Here is a 15,935-nt window from a genome sequence, read left to right on the forward strand (position 1 = left end):
CCGGTCCCCCGCTGCTCCTTCTACCAGCGGCCTCGGAGGCCTCCATCCGCGTCTTCCGGCCGCACCTTCGCTACCGCCAGAATCCGGTCCGATCCTCCACGCGGGCCTTCAGGTCGCGGTGCTCGACTTCCCATGGCGGGTTTCTGTCGTATCTGGGCCCTGTCCCCCTACACGGCTGAGTCCGGCGAGACGATGTCCCAGGCCCCGAATCGGGTCAGGCCGGCCGATCCGGCCGCCGCCACCGAGGCGTGGTTGTCGAGCCGGCAGCGGTACTGCGGCTCGTGTCCCCGTGCGAGGGCGTGCCGAGCTGGTCGCGCGGCAGGACGAGCAGCATGCCCAGGATCGGCACGCCGTACAGCAGCGCGGAGCCCAGCCCGCCGCGCAGCAGCGCCGCGGGCGGAACTCGGCTCGACCGGCTACCCCGGCAACGCCCAGCTTGCCGAGCAGTTCGGGCTCGACCAGGCTCAGATCTCCCGCATGCTCAAGGACCTGGCCGCCCTGGGGCTGGCCGAGCGGGACGGGCAGGGACGCGGGTGGCGCGTCGGTCCCGGATACTTCGCGCTCGCCGCGGCGGCGGGCGACGCGGGCCTGGCGGCCGCCGCGCGGCCGCTGCTGCGCGGGCTGGTGACCCGCTGGCACGAACCGGCGTGGCTCTCGGTGCGCTCAGAGGGCGTGGCGCTCACGGTGGAGGTCGAGTCCAGCCATTGGTCGTCCTATGTGGTGGCGGCCCCCGGAGCGGTGACGCCGCTCTGGTGCACCGGGCCGGGCCGGGCGCTGCTGCTCGACCACTCCGAGCAGGAACTGGCCGAATTGCTCAAGGCGGTGGAGTTCGTCGGCGGCGGTCCGCTCGCCGTACGGAACGTCCGCGCGCTGGCGGTCCGCAACGCCGCCGACCGGGCCGCCGGAGTGGTGGTCGCCGACCGCGAGTTCGAACACGACGTGGTCGACTTCTCGGCGCCTGTCCGCGACCGGCCCGGAGCCATCGTGGCCTCGCTCAGCGTGGCCGTGCCCCGGTTCCGGCTGGGCGACCGCTCCGGCGAGATCGCGGCGTCGGTGGTGGAGGCCGCGAAGAAGCTGGGGGTCAGGGCCGCCAGCCGAGGAGGGCGGAGAGACGGTCGGCCAGCCCCTTGATCACTTCCCCGTGCCGCTCGACCAGCGGGGCCAGGACCGCGGAGGGGCCCTCGGTGTGCAGAGCGCAGACGATCCGGCCGGAGAAGTCCCGCACGGGAGCGGCGACCGCGAACACTCCCGGCTCCGACTCGCCGTCCACGACCGCGTAGCCGCGTTCCCGGGCGGCCAGCAGCCGTGCCTCGAACTCGGCCACCCCACGTGGCGCCGCCGGGCCGTAGGCGATGAACTCGGTGCCCGCGAACACGGCCTCCAGTTCCTCGCGGGTGCAGTCCCACAGCAGGGCCTGGCCGGCGTCGTCGCAGTACAGCGGGTACGAGCGGCCCACCCAGGACAATCCCGCCGGAACATCTTCCAGCAAGGCCACCGAGCCGTCCCCGCGTACTTCGGCCAGGAACGCGCTCGCCCCGGTCGCCTCCACCGCCTCCCGCAGGATCGCGGGTCCCTCCACCAGTAGCCGCGCCCTCGCCGCCCGTGTCGCCTGGGTGCGCAGTCGCCAACTCAGGCTGTAGACACGAGTGCTCGGGTCGCGGGTGAGCAGGCCCGCCGTCTCCAGACTCTGCAGACTCCGCGACACCTGGACCCGGTTGCGCCCCAGCCGGTCCGCGATCTGGGTCGAGGTCGACGGCTCGACGGCGGCGGCCGCCGCGAACAGCACGTTCAGGCCCCTGCCCATGCTCTTAACGGTTCCAGCGCTCACCCGCAGAGGATATCGAGGTCGCGGTCGCCTCCGGCATGCCGGACAGGGCCTCTGCGGCGCGGCCTTGCCGCTTCCGTTCCAGTGGTCGTCGCAACTCCCCCGCTCGGGGAGTGCGATGGAATTCGAATCCCGGTTCACCTTTCTTCCCCGGTCTTCCCCGGCTCGATCGGAGCCGGGGTCGACACGCGTGCGTAGCTGGTTCACCTCGGCGCGCAGCGCCGCCTTGCCGTGGTCCGCTTCTGATGCTCTCAGGCCTCTGCCGGGCAACGGCTCTGGATTGGCCGGCGACAAGGGGGAAGTGTCTCCGCCCATTCGTACGATCGCCCACAGGGTGATCTTTCTGATCAGGTGTGCCGAGGCGTCGCCGGAGCGGGTGTCACGATCAGCGGGCAGGCGGCGTGGTGCAGCAGCGCGTGGCTGACCGAGCCCAGCAGCAGCCCGGCGAGGCTGCCGCGTCCGCGTGATCCCACGACCAATAGGTCGGCGTGCGCCGAGGCGTTCCTCAGTGCCTCCACCGGGTGCATGTGCTCCACCTGCTCGGTGACCTTGACATCCGGATAGCGCTCGCTCCAGCCCGCCAGCGCCTCGGCCAGTAGGCGCCGCTCGCCTTCGGCCGTCTCCTGCGCGGACTCCAGGGCAAAGGGGCCGCAGCCGGCGATGGGCCGGCTCCAGGCGTGAACCGCCCGCAGACCGGCGCCGCGCAGGGACGCCTCGGCGAAGGCGAGTTCGATGGCGGCCGCGCCGGCCGGGGAGCCGTCGACGCCGACGACCACTTCGTTGCGTTCCTGCGTGGGCAGGTTCCGGATGACGGCGACCGGGCAGGAGGTGTGTCCGGCCACGTCCAGCGCGACCGATCCGAGCAGCATGCCGGAGAACCCGCCCAGCCCGTGGCTGCCGACCACCAGGAGGTCGGCGTCCTCCGCGGCCTCGGTCAGGGCGAGCCGGGGGTCGCCCGGCAGCAGCAGCGACTCCACCTCGACGCGGTCGTCCTGTTCACGGGCTCGCTCCACCGCGTCCGTCAGCATGGAAGCGGCCCCGTCGCGCATCCACCGGCCCACGTCGGCGTATGGGGCGTCCTCGGCCATCTCCAGCGGCCAGGCCGGCATGACGTGCACGATGCGCATCCCGGCGTCGCGGAGCCGGGCCTCCTGTACCGCCCAGCTCACGGCCTCAAGCGCGGCCTGTGAGCCGTCGACTCCTACCAGGATCATGATGTTCTCCCTTCCTCGCTCTCATCACATCGTTGGACGGCATGGCGGCGACACCGGCAAAGGTCCTTTCTCCATGGGACCTCCGGTCACCATTGGAGCCCCCTCTGCCGATCACCGCCGGAACAACCGGCGGCCTGCTGTCGCCGTCGTGAAGCGGAGGGCGCCGAGCGGCTGAACCCGCCGTGGGGTTCTGCTGTCAGCCGACGTCGGCTTCCTTTCTGCCGAGTGGCCGTGCGAGGTCGCAGAGCAGCGGGGTGAGCGCCGCTGCCGCCAGGGCCATCGCCCACCCGGCCGCAGGCACCGGCACCAGGGCCAGCGGGGCGGCGAGTGGGGGCACGAGGGTGACGAGCGCCTGGAGCAGCGCGGTGGCGGTGACCGCGACCAGGACCGTGCGGCCGCGCCACCAGCCGTGTTCGAAGGTCCACCTGCGGGCCCGCACGACGTAGGCGAGGGTCAGCCGGGCGAAGACCAGCGTGAGCACCGCCTGGGTGCGGACCTGCTCCGCGCTCCAGCCCATCCTCCGGGTGGCCTCGACCGCGGCGATCACGAGCAGACCGACGATCAGCGATCGCACCGCCACGCGGCCGAGCACAGCACCGGACAGCAGACCGCCCCGCCGTGGACGGAGTGCCAGAGGGTCCCCGGCGGGCCTGTCGACGCCGAGGGCGATGGCGGGGATGCCGTCCAGCACCAGGTTGATCCAGAGCAGGTGCACGGGGAGCAGGGGGATGATCAGGTCTGGCCAGATGATCAGGCCGACGAGCACCAGGATGATCTCCGCCAGGTTCCCGGTCAGCAGATAGCCGATCATCGAGGCGACGTTGTGGTGCAGGCGCCGTCCCTCGCGCACCCCGGTGACGATGGTGCCGAGCTCACCGTTGGTGACGACGACCGCGGCCGCCTCCCGGGCGACGTCGGTTCCCTCGTCGCCCGCCATCGCCACGCCCACGTCCGCGTGACGCAGCGCGGGTGCGTCGTTGACGCCGTCGCCGGTCATGGTGACGATCTCACCGTGCTCGCGCAGCGCGTGGACCAGATCGAGTTTGGTGGCCGGGTCCACGCGGGCCAGCACGGCCGCCCCGCGCAGCCGCGCGCTCCTGTCGTCCCCGTCGAGGGAGACGCCGGTGACCACGGGGTCAGGTTGGATGCCGACCTCCTCTGCCACGGCCCGGGCGGTGTCGCCGTGGTCTCCGGTCACCATCACGACCCGGATGCCTGCCGCGCGGCAGTCGGCGACCGCCTGACGGGCCGAGGGCCTGATCTCGTCGCGCAACCCCACCAGACCGAGCGGGCGCAACCCGTCGGTGTCCAGATCCGCGGTGTCCGCCTCGGCCAGTGCGAGCACGCGCAATCCCTGCCGGGCGAGGCCTGCCACGGCGTCCGTCAGGTGCTGTGTCTGCTCGCCGGCCGTGCAGCGGGCCAGCACGACTTCCGGCGCTCCTTTCACGGTCAGCAGCGGCCCGGTGGTCACCACGGCCATGGACCGGGTCTCGGCGTCGAAGGGCCGGGTCGCCAGCCGCGCCTCGCCGTCGGCGAGCCGGGCCCCGCTGCGCTCGGCCGCTGCGCACAGCGCCACGTCGACCGCGTCGCCGAGCCCGTCACGGGCGTCGTTGCAGCGCAGCGCGGCCCGCCACAGGTCCGCGCCGGGAACGGGCACCCGGTCGACGACCGTAAGTCGCCCGGTGGTCAGCGTGCCGGTCTTGTCGGAGGCGATGACGGTGGTGGCGCCGAGAGCCTCGATCGCCGGAAGCCGGCGGACGATCACGCCCAGCCGCGCCATCCGCTGCGAACCGAGAGCCAGGGCGGTGGTGACCGCGGCGGCGAGGCTCTCGGGGACGGCGGCGATGGCCAGCGCGACCCCGGCCAGCACGATGTCGAGCAGCGCGGCCTCGCCCCGGCCGACCCGGGTCAGCCCTATCAACACCATGACCACACCCGCCGCCACGGCGAGCAGGCCGATCCGCCGGGACGCCTGCGCCAGATCCATCTCCAACGGTCCCTTCGACCCTCCTTCGAGGGCGCTGGCGATACGTCCCATCTCGGTTGCGCCGCCGGTCCGCTCCACGACGGCCATCCCCCCGCCGCGGACGACGAGGGTGCCGGAGAACAGTTCCCCATCACGGTCGCCGAGCAGGGTGCCGAGGCCGGTGGCGCCGCCGGCCCGCTTGTCGGCCGACTGTGACTCCCCCGTCAGCATGGCCTCGTCGACGCCCAGGACACTCGCCTTGACCACGCGAGCGTCGGCGGGCACCCGGTCGCCGGCCGCGACCTCGATCACGTCGCCGGGCACGACCTCTGCGGCGGGGAGGCGCCGGGTGATGCCGCCGCGCCGTACCTTGGCCATGGGCGCGGTGAGGTTGCGCAGCGCACGGACCGCCTGGTCGGCCTTGACCTCCTGGCTGACCCCGATGACCACATTCACCAGCAGGATGGTCAGGATCGCCACGCCTTCGGGGACCTCGGCCAGGACCACCAGCGTCACCAGTCCGGCGATCAGCAGCAGGATCGACAGCGGATCGGCGAGCTGCCTGGCCGAGCGGGCGAGCAAGGTGGGAGGTCGTGACCGTGGCAGCTCGTTGGGTCCGTATCCGTCCAGCAGTCGGGCGGCTTCAGCCTCGCTGAGGCCCGGCAGGGTGTCCATGTCGGCCTGCATACGTTCAGCAGATCATCGAGCCGGCGGCCGGAGCGGGAGGCGAAGGCCATCGAGGTGAGGGACCTTCGGCCTTTGTCAACCGTGGCTGATCAGGGCTGCCCTGCGGAACGCGTCTGCCGCCGATGACGGCGGGAACCACCAGGGCGATGGGGCCGTTCCGCAGGCGGAGGAAGTGCCGTTGGCGTGCGGGTGGGACTGACCTGCGGTTGGCTCACCAACGCCACTGACCGTCCGGTTGCTGCTCAAGCCCCAGGACAGAGCCGTACGGCCATTGTGGCGGGCAGTCCGACCAGATTTCCCGCACAGGCCGCGGACATCACCCGAGTCAAGCACCTGAACAAGTTAGGTCGCCCGGCCGCAATGGACAGGACGTTTGGCCCTGTTCTCTCCGCTTCCCCTCGCCATAGCGTTCTTGATGACTCACCATGGCGTTCTTGACGACTCACCATGGCGTTCTTGACGAAAGGACATCCTCAGGGGCCGGCCGTGAAGGCTCGGCGTCGTATCCGAAGCAGACCCACCGTATGAGAGAAGTTCAAGAACGCTGCTGCAGCAAGGAGCGCCGACCACCGCCGCGCACCTGGTCTCCGCCGACGATTTCCGCCTTTTGTTGGGAGAAGCCCATGACTGAACGCCTCAATGCTCCTGGTGACCTCGGCCGCCGGATCGCCAGGCGACGTGAAAGCCTCGGCCTCGACCGGGAGCAGCTGGCGAACCGTGCCGGAATCGCCCCCGCCTACCTCGCCTACGTGGAGCAGCGGGCGGCCGCACCTGCCATCGAGACCATAAATCGCCTGGCCTACGCTCTGGATACCAGCACCGCGGAGCTGCTCGGCGGAACCATCGACCTCCCGCCCGGGCGAGGCACCGCCGCCCGTCATCCTGAGCTGGAAAAGCTGGACACGGAGGAGTGCCTACGGCTCATCTCCCCCGGCGGGGTCGGCCGACTGGCCTTCAACGACCTCGGCGGCCCGATGATCTTGCCGGTCAATTACGTCCTCCACGAAGGCTCCGTGATCTTCCGCACCGCCTTCGGCGGCCCGTTCGACGCGAACCTGAGCACCGGCGTGAACGGCGTCGAGTTCAAAATCGCCTTCGAGGTCGATCGGATCGACGATGCCAACAGCGAAGGCTGGAGCGTGCTCATCCGGGGTGGCGTCCACCACGTCTCCACCGCCGAGGAACAGGCGGCCGTGATGACCTTGAATGTCCGGCCCTGGGCCGGCGGCGACCGCGAACTCTACGTCAAGATCACTCCTGCCGAGATCACCGGCCGCCGCATCTGGCACGGCCCGTGAGGGTCCGGGATGCTCTTACCGCCGCCACCCGTGAGCAGGGCATCGACATTGCCCGCTCCCAGATACGCCGGATCCTGTGAGCGGAGGGGGTGAGACGGCGCCGCACCCGGTCCTGGACCACGAGCAAGGCCCCGGACTCCGCCGCAGAAGAACGACGGTCGTCGGCCTGTACACCGACCCGCCGCCCGGCGCGGTCGTCGCCTGCGCCGACGAGCTCGCGTGTACCTGGGGGCGTGAGTCTTACCGACACCCCCTTCAGATCAGTTGGGTCGGCGTTCTTGCAGCACGTCGGTGACCGGCCGCCGGACGCCCGCGCTGTCGTCGGAGGTGTAGCCCAGACGCATGATCATTTGAGGGTGCCGGCCGGACAGCAGTTCCTGCCGTAGGAACTCCCGCAGGTGGAACGTCTCCAGCGCCTGGGTGTGGAAGGCCGCGCCGACGTCGTAGGCGGAGGCGTGCAGCAGGACGCGCTGCAGCGCCTGACCGGCCGCGATCCAGTCCTCGCGGGTGTCGGCCGGCGTGGTCAGCACCGCCACGGTCCCGGTGGAGGCGGAGAAGAACTGGTCGGCACCGCTGCCCCAGGGGTGGCCGTGGGCGTAGTCGCGCTGGGCGAAGTGCGGGTCGGTCCGTCGGGGCTCGCGGGGATAGCCCTCGGCCGGGACCCCCTCCTTGCGGGAGCTTCCCGGCGGCTGGGCCCAGCTGATCATCTCCAGGGTGAACAGCCGGTCCTGGGCCTGCACGTCCTGGGCGGCGCAGGTGAGGGCGGCGAGCACCCGGACCGCGGCCTCCGAGCGGACCGGCGTCAGCCGCGCCCCCTCGGCCTCCGCCTGGGCCACCAGCGCCTCGACCAGACGGTCCGGCACGGGCAGCTCGGTGAAGCCGGCGCGGTGGGTGCGGCGGCGCTCGATCTCACCGTGCAGCAGCCGGGTGTGCTCGTCGGCGACGGCGGCCTCCCCCATCCGCACCGTCGCCAGCAGGGCGGGGCGGTCGGGGTCGGGCAGCACCCGCACCCGCGGCTCCCAGCCGAGCACGCGCAGCGCGAGCCGCAGGTTCATCAGGGCGGCGCCGCAGCTGATCAGCAGCTCCCGGCCCGCGGGGTCGCCGAGCCGCAGCTTCCTGTCGCTGTCGGCCCGCAGGGAGATCTCCTCGCCGTCGACGGCGAAGGACCACGGCTGGGTGTTGTGCACCGACGGCGCCCACACGGCGGCCTGCACCGCCGTGTGGATCGCCGAGGCGATCTCCTCGCTCGTGCGGGCGCTCATGATTGCACCTCCGTCACAGAAGGGGCGGGAAGGGGGCCAGGTCGTCGGATCGGTAGGCCAGGCGGTTGTCCACGTCGAGGACACCGTCGATCCCGTGGACGGCCGCGACCAGGCGGGAGATCTGCGAGCGGAAGCCGACATGACCCGTCAGCGTGACCACACCCGCCTCGATGTCGACCGTCAGGTGCTCCCGGTCGACGTAGAGGCGGTCGCAGATCTCGGTGATCTCGCGGTCGATCTCCTCGGCGGGGCGGGTGAAGACCTTCAGCAGATCGCTCTGGTGCACGGTTCCGACGAGACGTCCGGTGGCCGGCTCGATCACGGGAAGCTGCTTGATCCGGTAGCGGTGCATCAGCTGTGCCGCGTCCCGGACGGTGGTGTCCTTCGTGACCGTGATCGCTGGGGTGGTCATCACCTCTCGGGCCGTGATGCCTGCGGCTTTATGATGCTCCTGGCGTCTGCGATGGCTGTCGAAGACACTGCCCGCAGACACGGGGTCGGTCTCCTTGAGCAGCAGGTCATCATCGGAGACCACGCCGATGGGGTGCCCATCGGCGTCGATGACGGTGAGCGCATCGACCTTGAAACGCCGCATGGCCTCGACGATCTCGGAGAAGGACGCCTCCGGCCGCACCGCGACCGCTCTGGTGCCCATGACATCTGAGATCTTCATGACTGACCTCCTCAAAGACCCTCAGTCACGACGATCCCCCCGTGATGTCGAGGGCGTCAGCGGCGAAAGTCCCCCTCGCATAGGACTTATGCCTGTTTTCTCACTAATAGTCCGGCTTCAGGCTGCCGACGAGTCGGCGGCCAGGGAGAAGTAGGCCTCCTCCTCCTGGTCGAAGTGGAGGACCAAGACGGCGTGCAGACCGTAGAGGCAGGCACGCAGGTCGTCCAGCTGCTCCAGCCGCATCCCGGCGGCCTCGGCGAGGGCAAGGTGATTTCCCGGACGCCGCACGAGGCGTTCGATCTCGGCGTGCGCCCTGCTCATGGTCATCGTGACCTCGAGGCTGCCCAGCACCTGTCCCATCGCCGGATACAGCCGCTGTTCCTCGGCCCGTTCGTGAGGCAGCAGGCGTTCGGTGAGGAAGCGGTGGACCTCCCGCAGCCGGTCCAGGGACGCCGCAGAGGGAGTTCCGCCCAGTTCGTCGGCTGTCTCGCGGATCAGTGCGGGAGGGGGCCGTGGCCTTGCCGACCTCTATCCGGTGCCCCTCCACCAGCCCCGTGGTCCCGATGCCCGGCTTCTCCCGGACCTCAGCCGGTTGCGGCAGCACGGCCCGGTGCGCGCGGGCGGCCTCGACGATCGCGGCGGCGAGCACGTGAGAGGACATCTGGTCCACCGCGGCGGCCAGGCGCAGCACGTCGTCGGCGCGGGCACCGGGGGCGGCCACGACGTCGACCACCTGCGGCCGTCCGGCGGTCAGCGTGCCGGTCTTGTCCAGGATGAAGGTACGGGCCTGGCCCAGCCTCTCCAAGGCTCCGCCCCCTTCACCACCACCCCGTGTCGCGCCGTATGAGACAGCCCGGAGGCGATGGCCGCGGGTGCGGCGAGCAACGGCGAGGCACCCCGTCCTCGAAGCGCCGGGCCGAATGCGGCGCGCGTTCATACAGGGCATTCAGGTCACGCCTGGCCCGGTGCAGAGCGTAGTCCTCCAGCGCCCGGCCGGTCGCAAGCATCACGCCGATCAATGCGCCGGCAAGGTACTCCCGTACGGCGAGCGCTCCGGCCAAGGCGAGTACGGCGATGGCGTCCACGCCCAGCCGGCCGCTGCGCAGCGCCGAGATCACCCATCCGGTCGCGGGCACCACGGCCGCGCCGGTGACCACCGTCCACACGATGTCACCGGCCAGGTGAAGTATGAGTCCGGCCAGCAATCCGGTCGTGGTGACTACGAGAAGGGCAATGGTGGCGAACCGCCTCATGTTCTCGGCCTCCCGCGGCGGCCTGAGTCGCCCATGGGCCGGAGATCCGCTTTGATCACGGCCTCCGGCCCATGGACGGCTCGGCGGTCAGGATCGGACGACCGCCACCGGGCCGTGCGCGTGGTGCAGCACGCCCCGGCTGACGGAGCCCAGAAGGACCGATCCGACGGCGCCGAGGCCGCGGGACCCCATGACGAGCAGGTCGGCTCGTGCCGAGGCGGCCACGAGAGCCGGTACCGGGTGCGCGCACGTCACCTCTTGTACGACATCGACCGCGGGGAACGCCTCTCTCCACTCGACCAGCCGATCCGCGGCCATCCGGCGTTGTCCCTCCCGAATCTCGTCCATGTCGCGGGCGCCCTCAGGCGTGACCCCGTGAACCGGTGCCTGCCAGGCGTAGACCACCCGCAACGGGCATCCGCGCAGTCCGGCCTGTTCGAAGGCAAAGCCCAGAGCGGGCTCGCATTCGGCGGAACCGTCGATGCCCACGACCACTTCACCGCGTGTCTGTCCGCCACCCGGCCGGACGACCACCACGGCACCGGGCACGTGACCCGCCACACGGATGGGGACCGAACCGAGGAGTGATCCGGCGAAACCCCCCAGGCCACGACTGCCGATCACCAACTCGACGGCCGCCCCGGCCTGCTCGCGCAGGACCTCGACCGGCGGCCCTTCGATCAACTCGGTGGTCACGCAGACCTCCGGCCCGCGTTCGGCGGAGGCCGTGAGCGCCTCGGCGAGCACCTGCTCACCCAGGCGCGACAAGTGGTCGGGCCGACCCGGTGCGGGAAGTTCGGCGACGTCGTGCGGCCAGCGGTCCACGGCGTGAACGATCCGCAAGGGCAAGCCCCTGCGGACGGCGTCATCGACCGCCCAGGCCAGGGCTGCGGTCGCGGCGGCCGAGCCGTCCGTTCCGACGGCGATCGATTCAGTCATGACTTCCCCCGCCGCCCATCGGAGCACGGCACGGGCGGTTTCGCCAGAGGCGATCGTCCCAAGGCAGGGAGACCTTCGCCCTCTCCCGGATGTGAGACCTGATCTACCGACGAAGGTCCCTGGTTTCTAGGGCCGATCAGCCCTGCCGACGGCGGTGAGCAGCACCGTACCGTGCAGATGGAAGGGAGATTCGCGATGGCGCCTTCCGTAGTCGTGGACCTTGAACGGACAGCCGCGATGATCTTCGACACCGATGGGGTCATCACCGACACGGCCATGGTGCACGCCGCCGCGTGGAAACGGGTGTTCGACGCCTTCCTGCGCGAGCGCGCCGAGCGGTCCGGGGAGTGGTTGCGGCCGTTCGACACGGGCGAGGACTACCTTCGTCACGTCGATGGAAAGTCCAGGACCGACGGTGTCCGCGACTTCCTCGGCTCCCGCGGCATCGTGCCGGACCCGGGCACGGTGGCCGATCTCGCTGCGCGCAAGGACGCCTCCTTCCTGTCGGAGATCCATGAGCACGGCGTGGCCCCCTTCCCGGCGACCGCCGAACTGGCACGCGAGCTACGCCGCCGCGGCGTGCGTACGGCCGCTGTCTCAGCCAGCCGTAACTGCGCCGAGGTACTTCGCGCGGCCGGAGTCACCGATCTGTTCGACATCCGGGTCGACGGCGTGGACGCCGCCCGGCTGGGACTGGCGGGGAAACCCGACCCGGCGCTGTTCCTGCGGGCGGCTCGGCGGCTCGCCGTCAAGCCGGGCGAGGCGGCGGTGGTGGAGGACTCCCTCGCTGGTGTGCAGGCGGCCAGGGCGGGAGGCTTCGGCGTCGTCATCGGTGTCGCCCGGCGCGGGAACGGAGAGTCCCTGCAGGCCGCCGGCGCCGATCTCGTCGTCGCCGACCTGGCCCAACTACAACTTCACGGGAGAAGATGTGAACCCTTGGCTCCTCACCTATGACGGCTCCGATCCCACGCGGGAGGGGCTGAGGGAGGCGCTGACCACACTCGGCAACGGCTACTTCGCCACCCGGGGCGCCGTGCCGGAATCACATGCCGACGGGGTGCACTATCCCGGCACCTACGTCGCCGGCTGCTACGACCGGCTCGTCTCCCAGGTCGCGGGCCGCTCGACGGAGAACGAAGATCTCGTCAACGTGCCGAACTGGCTGCCGCTGACCTTCCGCGCCGACGGCGGTGACTGGTTCGCTCCCGGCGACGCCGAGATCCTGGCCCAGCGTCATACGCTCGACATGCGCCAGGGGGTTCTCACCCGGCTGCTGCGCGTCCGCGACTCCCGGGGGCGGATCACCCGGGTGGAGCAGCGTCGCCTGGTCTCGATGGACGACCCTCACCTGGCGGCTCTGACCATGACGGTCGTCGCGGAGAACTGGAGCGGACCGTTGGAGATCCGCTCGGTGCTTGACGGGCGCGTCACCAACGCCGGCGTCGCCCGCTACCGCGGGCTGGCCGACCAGCACCTGGTGCCGATCTGTGGGCACGCCGCCCACGGCGTGATCGAACTGCTGGCACGCACCGCCACCTCCCGTGTGGAGATCGCGCTCGCCGCTCGCACCACGCTGGCCGGCGGGCCCTGCCGTACCGGCGTGGAGGAGGGCTGGGTGAGCGACGAGCGGACCGTCGAGGTGAAAGCGGGCGAGGCGGTCACCGTGGAGAAGGTCGTCGCCCTGTACACCTCCCGGGACCGGGCCATCACCGAGAGCGAGGCCGCGGCCAGAGCCGCGGTCGTGCGCGCGGGCGGCTTCTCGTCCCTGCTCAAGCGGCACGCCCGAGCCTGGGACCGGCTGTGGCAGCGGGCGCACGTCACCGCCGAGGACGTCGAGGCGCAGCAGATCCTCAACCTGTGCCTCTTCCACCTGCTGCAGACGGCCTCCCCGCACCTCGCGGAACTCGATGCCGGGCTGCCGGCCCGGGGCCTGCACGGCGAGGCGTATCGGGGCCATGTGTTCTGGGATGAGCTGTTCGCCTTCCCCTTTCTCGCACCCCGCTTTCCGGACATCACCCAGGCCTTGCTCAGGTACCGGTGGCGGCGCCTGCCCGAGGCGCGCTGGGCCGCCCACGCCGCCGGGCGCACCGGCGCGATGTTCCCCTGGCAGAGCGGCAGCGACGGCCGGGAGGAGACACCGGACCTGCACCTCAACCCCCGCTCCGGCCGCTGGTTGCCCGACCGCTCACACTTGCAGCGCCATGTCGGCCTGGCCGTCGCCTACAACGTGTGGCAGCACTACCGGGCGACCAAGGACACCGCTTTCCTGGCGGGCTTCGGCGGGGAGCTGCTGCTGGAGGTGGCCCGGTTCTTCGCCTCGATCGCGACCCGCGAGGAGGGGCGTTACGCGATCCGCGGCGTGATGGGCCCGGACGAATACCACGACGGCTACCCGGGCCGTGCCGAGCCGGGCCTGGACAACAACGCCTACACCAACGTCATGACCGCGTGGCTGATGCGCCGGGTCCTGGACATGATCGACCTGGTCGGCGCCGCAGGGGTCAGCCGACAGGAGCTCGACCTCTTCACCGACATGTCCCGGCGGATGCGGGTGGACTTCCACGACGGGGTGATCAGCCAGTTCGAGGGATACGCGGCGCTGGAGGAGCTGGACTGGGCCGCCTACCGGGAGAAATACACAGACATCCGGCGGCTGGATCGCATTCTGGAGGCCGAAGGGGACACCCCGAACCGGTACAAGGTCTCCAAGCAGGCCGACGTGCTCATGCTGTTGCACCTGCTGGGACAGGAAGGGGTCGGCGAGATCCTGACCGGCCTCGGCTACGAGTGGAACGCCGAGATGGCGGCACGGACGGTGGACTACTACCTGGCCCGCACCTGCCACGGCTCCACGCTGAGCGCGGTCGTCCACGCCGGGGTGCTGGCACGCCTGCGCCCCGGCGCCTCCCACCCCTTCTTGGTGGAGGCGCTGAACAACGACGTGAAAGACCTCCAGGGAGGCACCACCGCCGAGGGGATCCATCTCGGCGCGATGGCCGGGGTCGTCTGCCTGTTCGAGGCACAGGCTCGACCGTGATCACCGGCCGGTGCGGCCGGGCAGCGGACCTTGGTGGCTGAACCGGGAGGCCCGGCGCTGCATGTGATGGACATGGTCGCGGCGGCGGACAGTGGGCGGCCTGTCGACAGGGCCTGCGAAGAACACCTTCTTGGCGGACTCGACCAGGATCAGGTAGGCGATGACCATTCCGGTCAGGGTGAGGAAGAACACGGGCGGCAGTGTGGTGAATCCCAGCGCGTGTGACAGCGGCGATGACGGCAGCGCGATCCCGACGTCGGCGGCGTGCAGCGCGAGCGCGTCGTTGACCCCGTCGCCGAGGAATCCCACGTCCCGTCCGCGGCGGCGCAGCAGCCGGATCAGCCGCGCTTTCTGCTCCGGAGAGACCCGGGCGAAGATCGTGGTGGTCTCGGCGACGGCGGCGAGGACGTCGTCGTCCAGTGCGGCGATGTCGGTGCCGGTCATGGTGCCGCCCGAGGTCAGGCCGAGGTCGGCCTCTGGCGCAGAGGCGGTCTCGGTCCTTCCCAGGTGATCGCCCCGCACGCGTGGGTGATCGACGACACCGGCTTCCCCCGGGACGGCAGCGCCTCACCGGGGGTGACCCGGCAGTAGTGCGGCACGCTGGGCAAGGCCGGCAACTGCCGGATCGGCGTCAGCGTGCACGCCGTGACCGATCTCGCCTCCTGCCCGCTGAAGCTTGACATCGCAGTCCGTGATCGTGCCGGTCCGTACAGCCGGCCGCAGACCCCACCACCTGACAGAGCACTACCGGGCCGGTGCTTCTGAGGTGAGGCGGTGGGGTCCGCTACCCTTCTCGGCGAGCTGGTCGCGAGGGTTGACCAGGGCACACTGTCCGAAGGACAGGCAGCCGCAGCCGATGCATTCGGTGAACAGGTCGCGCATCCGCTCCAGCCGTTCGATACGGGCGTTGAGCTCCTCGCGCCAGCAGTCGGAGGCTCGGATCCAGAACTGCTCGGTCGGGGCGGCGCCTTCGGGCAGGATGGCCAGGACCTCGCCGATCACCGACAGCGGGATGCCCACGTTCTGCGAGGCGCGGATGAAGGCGACCACGCGCAGTGTCGTGCGGTGGTAGCGGCGCTGGTTTCCGGTGGTGCGGCGGCTGTGGATGAGGCCCTGGCGCTCGTAGAAGCGCAGCGCCGAGGCGGGCACGCCGCTGCGCTCAGAGAGCTCGCCGATGGTCAGTTCCTTGGTGTTCCAGGGCACGGTGCTCATGTCCCAGATCCTATGGTTTGACTTAAACATCGATTTAAGTCCGAGCATGGCCGGCATGGCTGATCCGAACGAGAGCAAGACGATTCCGGTCACGGGTGCGACCGGCAACGCAGGCCGGCATCTGGTGTCCATTCCGCTTTCTCCGTGCCCGACGATCGCGAGCCCGTGGAGAACGGGGTCTGGGGCGAGGTGGAGCACCTGATCGAGGGCGCCCCGGTCCGCGACGGAGCCGGGCGCTCGCAGATCATCGCGCCGGCCCGCACTTCACCTCCGGGCAGCTCGGAGATCCAGGTCGGTCCGCGGTTCGAAAGGATCAGCGGGCCCGTGCCGCCGACGGCCATGAACCCGGCTCTTTATTGCAGACTCTATAAATATTAACCTTGGAGACCTTGCGGTGCGACACTCCTGCGGGAATGATCCCGGTAGGAGATCCTGTACCTGGAAGAACTTCCTCTGGAGCTTGTCAATAATGGGCGACCATGTGCCGACCAGCCGTGACGGCCCGCAGAGGTCACGTCAGCCGCGCCTACTCGGCGCCATCTCCCACAGAAATCTCGCTTTGGAGGAAT

At 70.5% G+C, this 15,935-nt stretch carries 14 protein-coding genes and 2 pseudogenes; 5 read left to right on the forward strand and 11 right to left on the reverse strand.

From position 1 onward, the window contains the following. Positions 1 to 192 precede the first annotated feature (192 nt). Positions 193 to 1,131 carry an IclR family transcriptional regulator gene (locus J2S55_RS44270; protein ID WP_306875870.1) on the forward strand — a complete coding sequence of 313 codons (939 nt, stop codon included), beginning with the start codon at positions 193 to 195 and terminating at the stop codon, positions 1,129 to 1,131. On the opposite strand, the gene J2S55_RS44275 is transcribed toward J2S55_RS44270, so the two are convergent. The 3 genes from J2S55_RS44275 to J2S55_RS44285 form a co-directional block, all read right to left on the reverse strand. Beyond that, positions 1,082 to 1,828, reverse strand: a complete 747-nt coding sequence (locus tag J2S55_RS44275) for an IclR family transcriptional regulator (RefSeq protein WP_306873894.1) — start codon at positions 1,826 to 1,828, stop codon at positions 1,082 to 1,084. The two genes, J2S55_RS44270 and J2S55_RS44275, sit on opposite strands and share 50 nt — an antisense overlap. A gap of 344 nt (positions 1,829 to 2,172) precedes the next feature. Next, the gene (locus J2S55_RS44280; protein ID WP_306873897.1) at positions 2,173 to 3,039 is read right to left on the reverse strand and encodes a universal stress protein; all 867 of its coding nucleotides are present in this window, start codon (positions 3,037 to 3,039) and stop codon (positions 2,173 to 2,175) included. Positions 3,040 to 3,235: 196 nt separating this feature from the next. Next, positions 3,236 to 5,680, reverse strand: coding sequence for a cation-translocating P-type ATPase (locus J2S55_RS44285; RefSeq protein WP_306873899.1), 2,445 nt, complete (start codon positions 5,678 to 5,680; stop codon positions 3,236 to 3,238). Between the two features lie 635 nt (positions 5,681 to 6,315). Here J2S55_RS44285 and J2S55_RS44290 point away from each other — a divergent pair. Beyond that, the gene (locus J2S55_RS44290) at positions 6,316 to 6,990 is read left to right on the forward strand and encodes a pyridoxamine 5'-phosphate oxidase family protein (protein WP_306873902.1); all 675 of its coding nucleotides are present in this window, start codon (positions 6,316 to 6,318) and stop codon (positions 6,988 to 6,990) included. Positions 6,991 to 7,250: 260 nt separating this feature from the next. On the opposite strand, the gene J2S55_RS44295 is transcribed toward J2S55_RS44290, so the two are convergent. The 6 genes and pseudogenes from J2S55_RS44295 to J2S55_RS44320 all read right to left on the reverse strand — a co-directional run bounded on the left by J2S55_RS44295 (position 7,251) and on the right by J2S55_RS44320 (position 11,117). Continuing rightward, a complete protein-coding gene (locus J2S55_RS44295; RefSeq protein WP_306873905.1) occupies positions 7,251 to 8,252 on the reverse strand; it encodes an Acg family FMN-binding oxidoreductase in 1,002 nt (333 codons plus the stop codon). A gap of 13 nt (positions 8,253 to 8,265) precedes the next feature. Next, on the reverse strand, positions 8,266 to 8,925 hold the full coding sequence (locus J2S55_RS44300) for a CBS domain-containing protein (RefSeq protein ID WP_306873908.1): 660 nt from the start codon (positions 8,923 to 8,925) through the stop codon (positions 8,266 to 8,268). A gap of 117 nt (positions 8,926 to 9,042) precedes the next feature. Then, entirely contained in the window at positions 9,043 to 9,423 is a 381-nt protein-coding gene (locus J2S55_RS44305) for a hemerythrin domain-containing protein (RefSeq protein ID WP_306875873.1), read from the reverse strand. Positions 9,424 to 9,520: 97 nt separating this feature from the next. Next, a pseudogene (locus tag J2S55_RS44310) lies at positions 9,521 to 9,862 on the reverse strand (HAD family hydrolase); the annotation flags it as partial. Then, positions 9,744 to 10,178: a hypothetical protein gene (locus J2S55_RS44315; protein ID WP_306875936.1), complete on the reverse strand. Its 435-nt coding sequence runs from the start codon at positions 10,176 to 10,178 to the stop codon at positions 9,744 to 9,746. The pseudogene J2S55_RS44310 and the gene J2S55_RS44315, both read right to left, overlap by 119 nt. Positions 10,179 to 10,265: 87 nt before the next feature. Continuing rightward, positions 10,266 to 11,117, reverse strand: a complete 852-nt coding sequence (locus J2S55_RS44320; protein ID WP_306873909.1) for a universal stress protein — start codon at positions 11,115 to 11,117, stop codon at positions 10,266 to 10,268. Between the two features lie 195 nt (positions 11,118 to 11,312). Here J2S55_RS44320 and J2S55_RS44325 point away from each other — a divergent pair, with 195 nt between their 5' ends. Together J2S55_RS44325 and J2S55_RS44330 are read left to right on the forward strand one after the other, a co-directional pair. Continuing rightward, on the forward strand, positions 11,313 to 12,071 hold the full coding sequence (locus J2S55_RS44325; protein WP_306873911.1) for an HAD family hydrolase: 759 nt from the start codon (positions 11,313 to 11,315) through the stop codon (positions 12,069 to 12,071). Beyond that, positions 12,046 to 14,154 (forward strand): glycoside hydrolase family 65 protein, encoded by a 2,109-nt coding sequence (locus tag J2S55_RS44330; RefSeq protein ID WP_306873913.1) that lies wholly within the window; start codon positions 12,046 to 12,048, stop codon positions 14,152 to 14,154. The genes J2S55_RS44325 and J2S55_RS44330 overlap by 26 nt, the downstream gene beginning before the upstream one ends. On the opposite strand, the gene J2S55_RS44335 is transcribed toward J2S55_RS44330, so the two are convergent. Beyond that, entirely contained in the window at positions 14,155 to 14,598 is a 444-nt protein-coding gene (locus J2S55_RS44335) for an HAD-IC family P-type ATPase (RefSeq protein WP_442480501.1), read from the reverse strand. It abuts the gene before it with no gap. A gap of 66 nt (positions 14,599 to 14,664) precedes the next feature. Here J2S55_RS44335 and J2S55_RS48705 point away from each other — a divergent pair. Further along, positions 14,665 to 14,826: pseudogene (locus tag J2S55_RS48705) on the forward strand (transposase); the annotation flags it as partial. 72 nt (positions 14,827 to 14,898) lie between these two features. Here the strand turns inward: J2S55_RS48705 and soxR are convergent. Beyond that, positions 14,899 to 15,366 (reverse strand): redox-sensitive transcriptional activator SoxR, encoded by a 468-nt coding sequence (gene soxR, locus J2S55_RS44340; protein WP_306873918.1) that lies wholly within the window; start codon positions 15,364 to 15,366, stop codon positions 14,899 to 14,901. Positions 15,367 to 15,935: the final 569 nt, after the last annotated feature.

Origin of the sequence: Streptosporangium brasiliense (assembly GCF_030811595.1) — a bacterium.
Taxonomy (GTDB): Bacteria; Actinomycetota; Actinomycetes; order Streptosporangiales; family Streptosporangiaceae; genus Streptosporangium; species Streptosporangium brasiliense.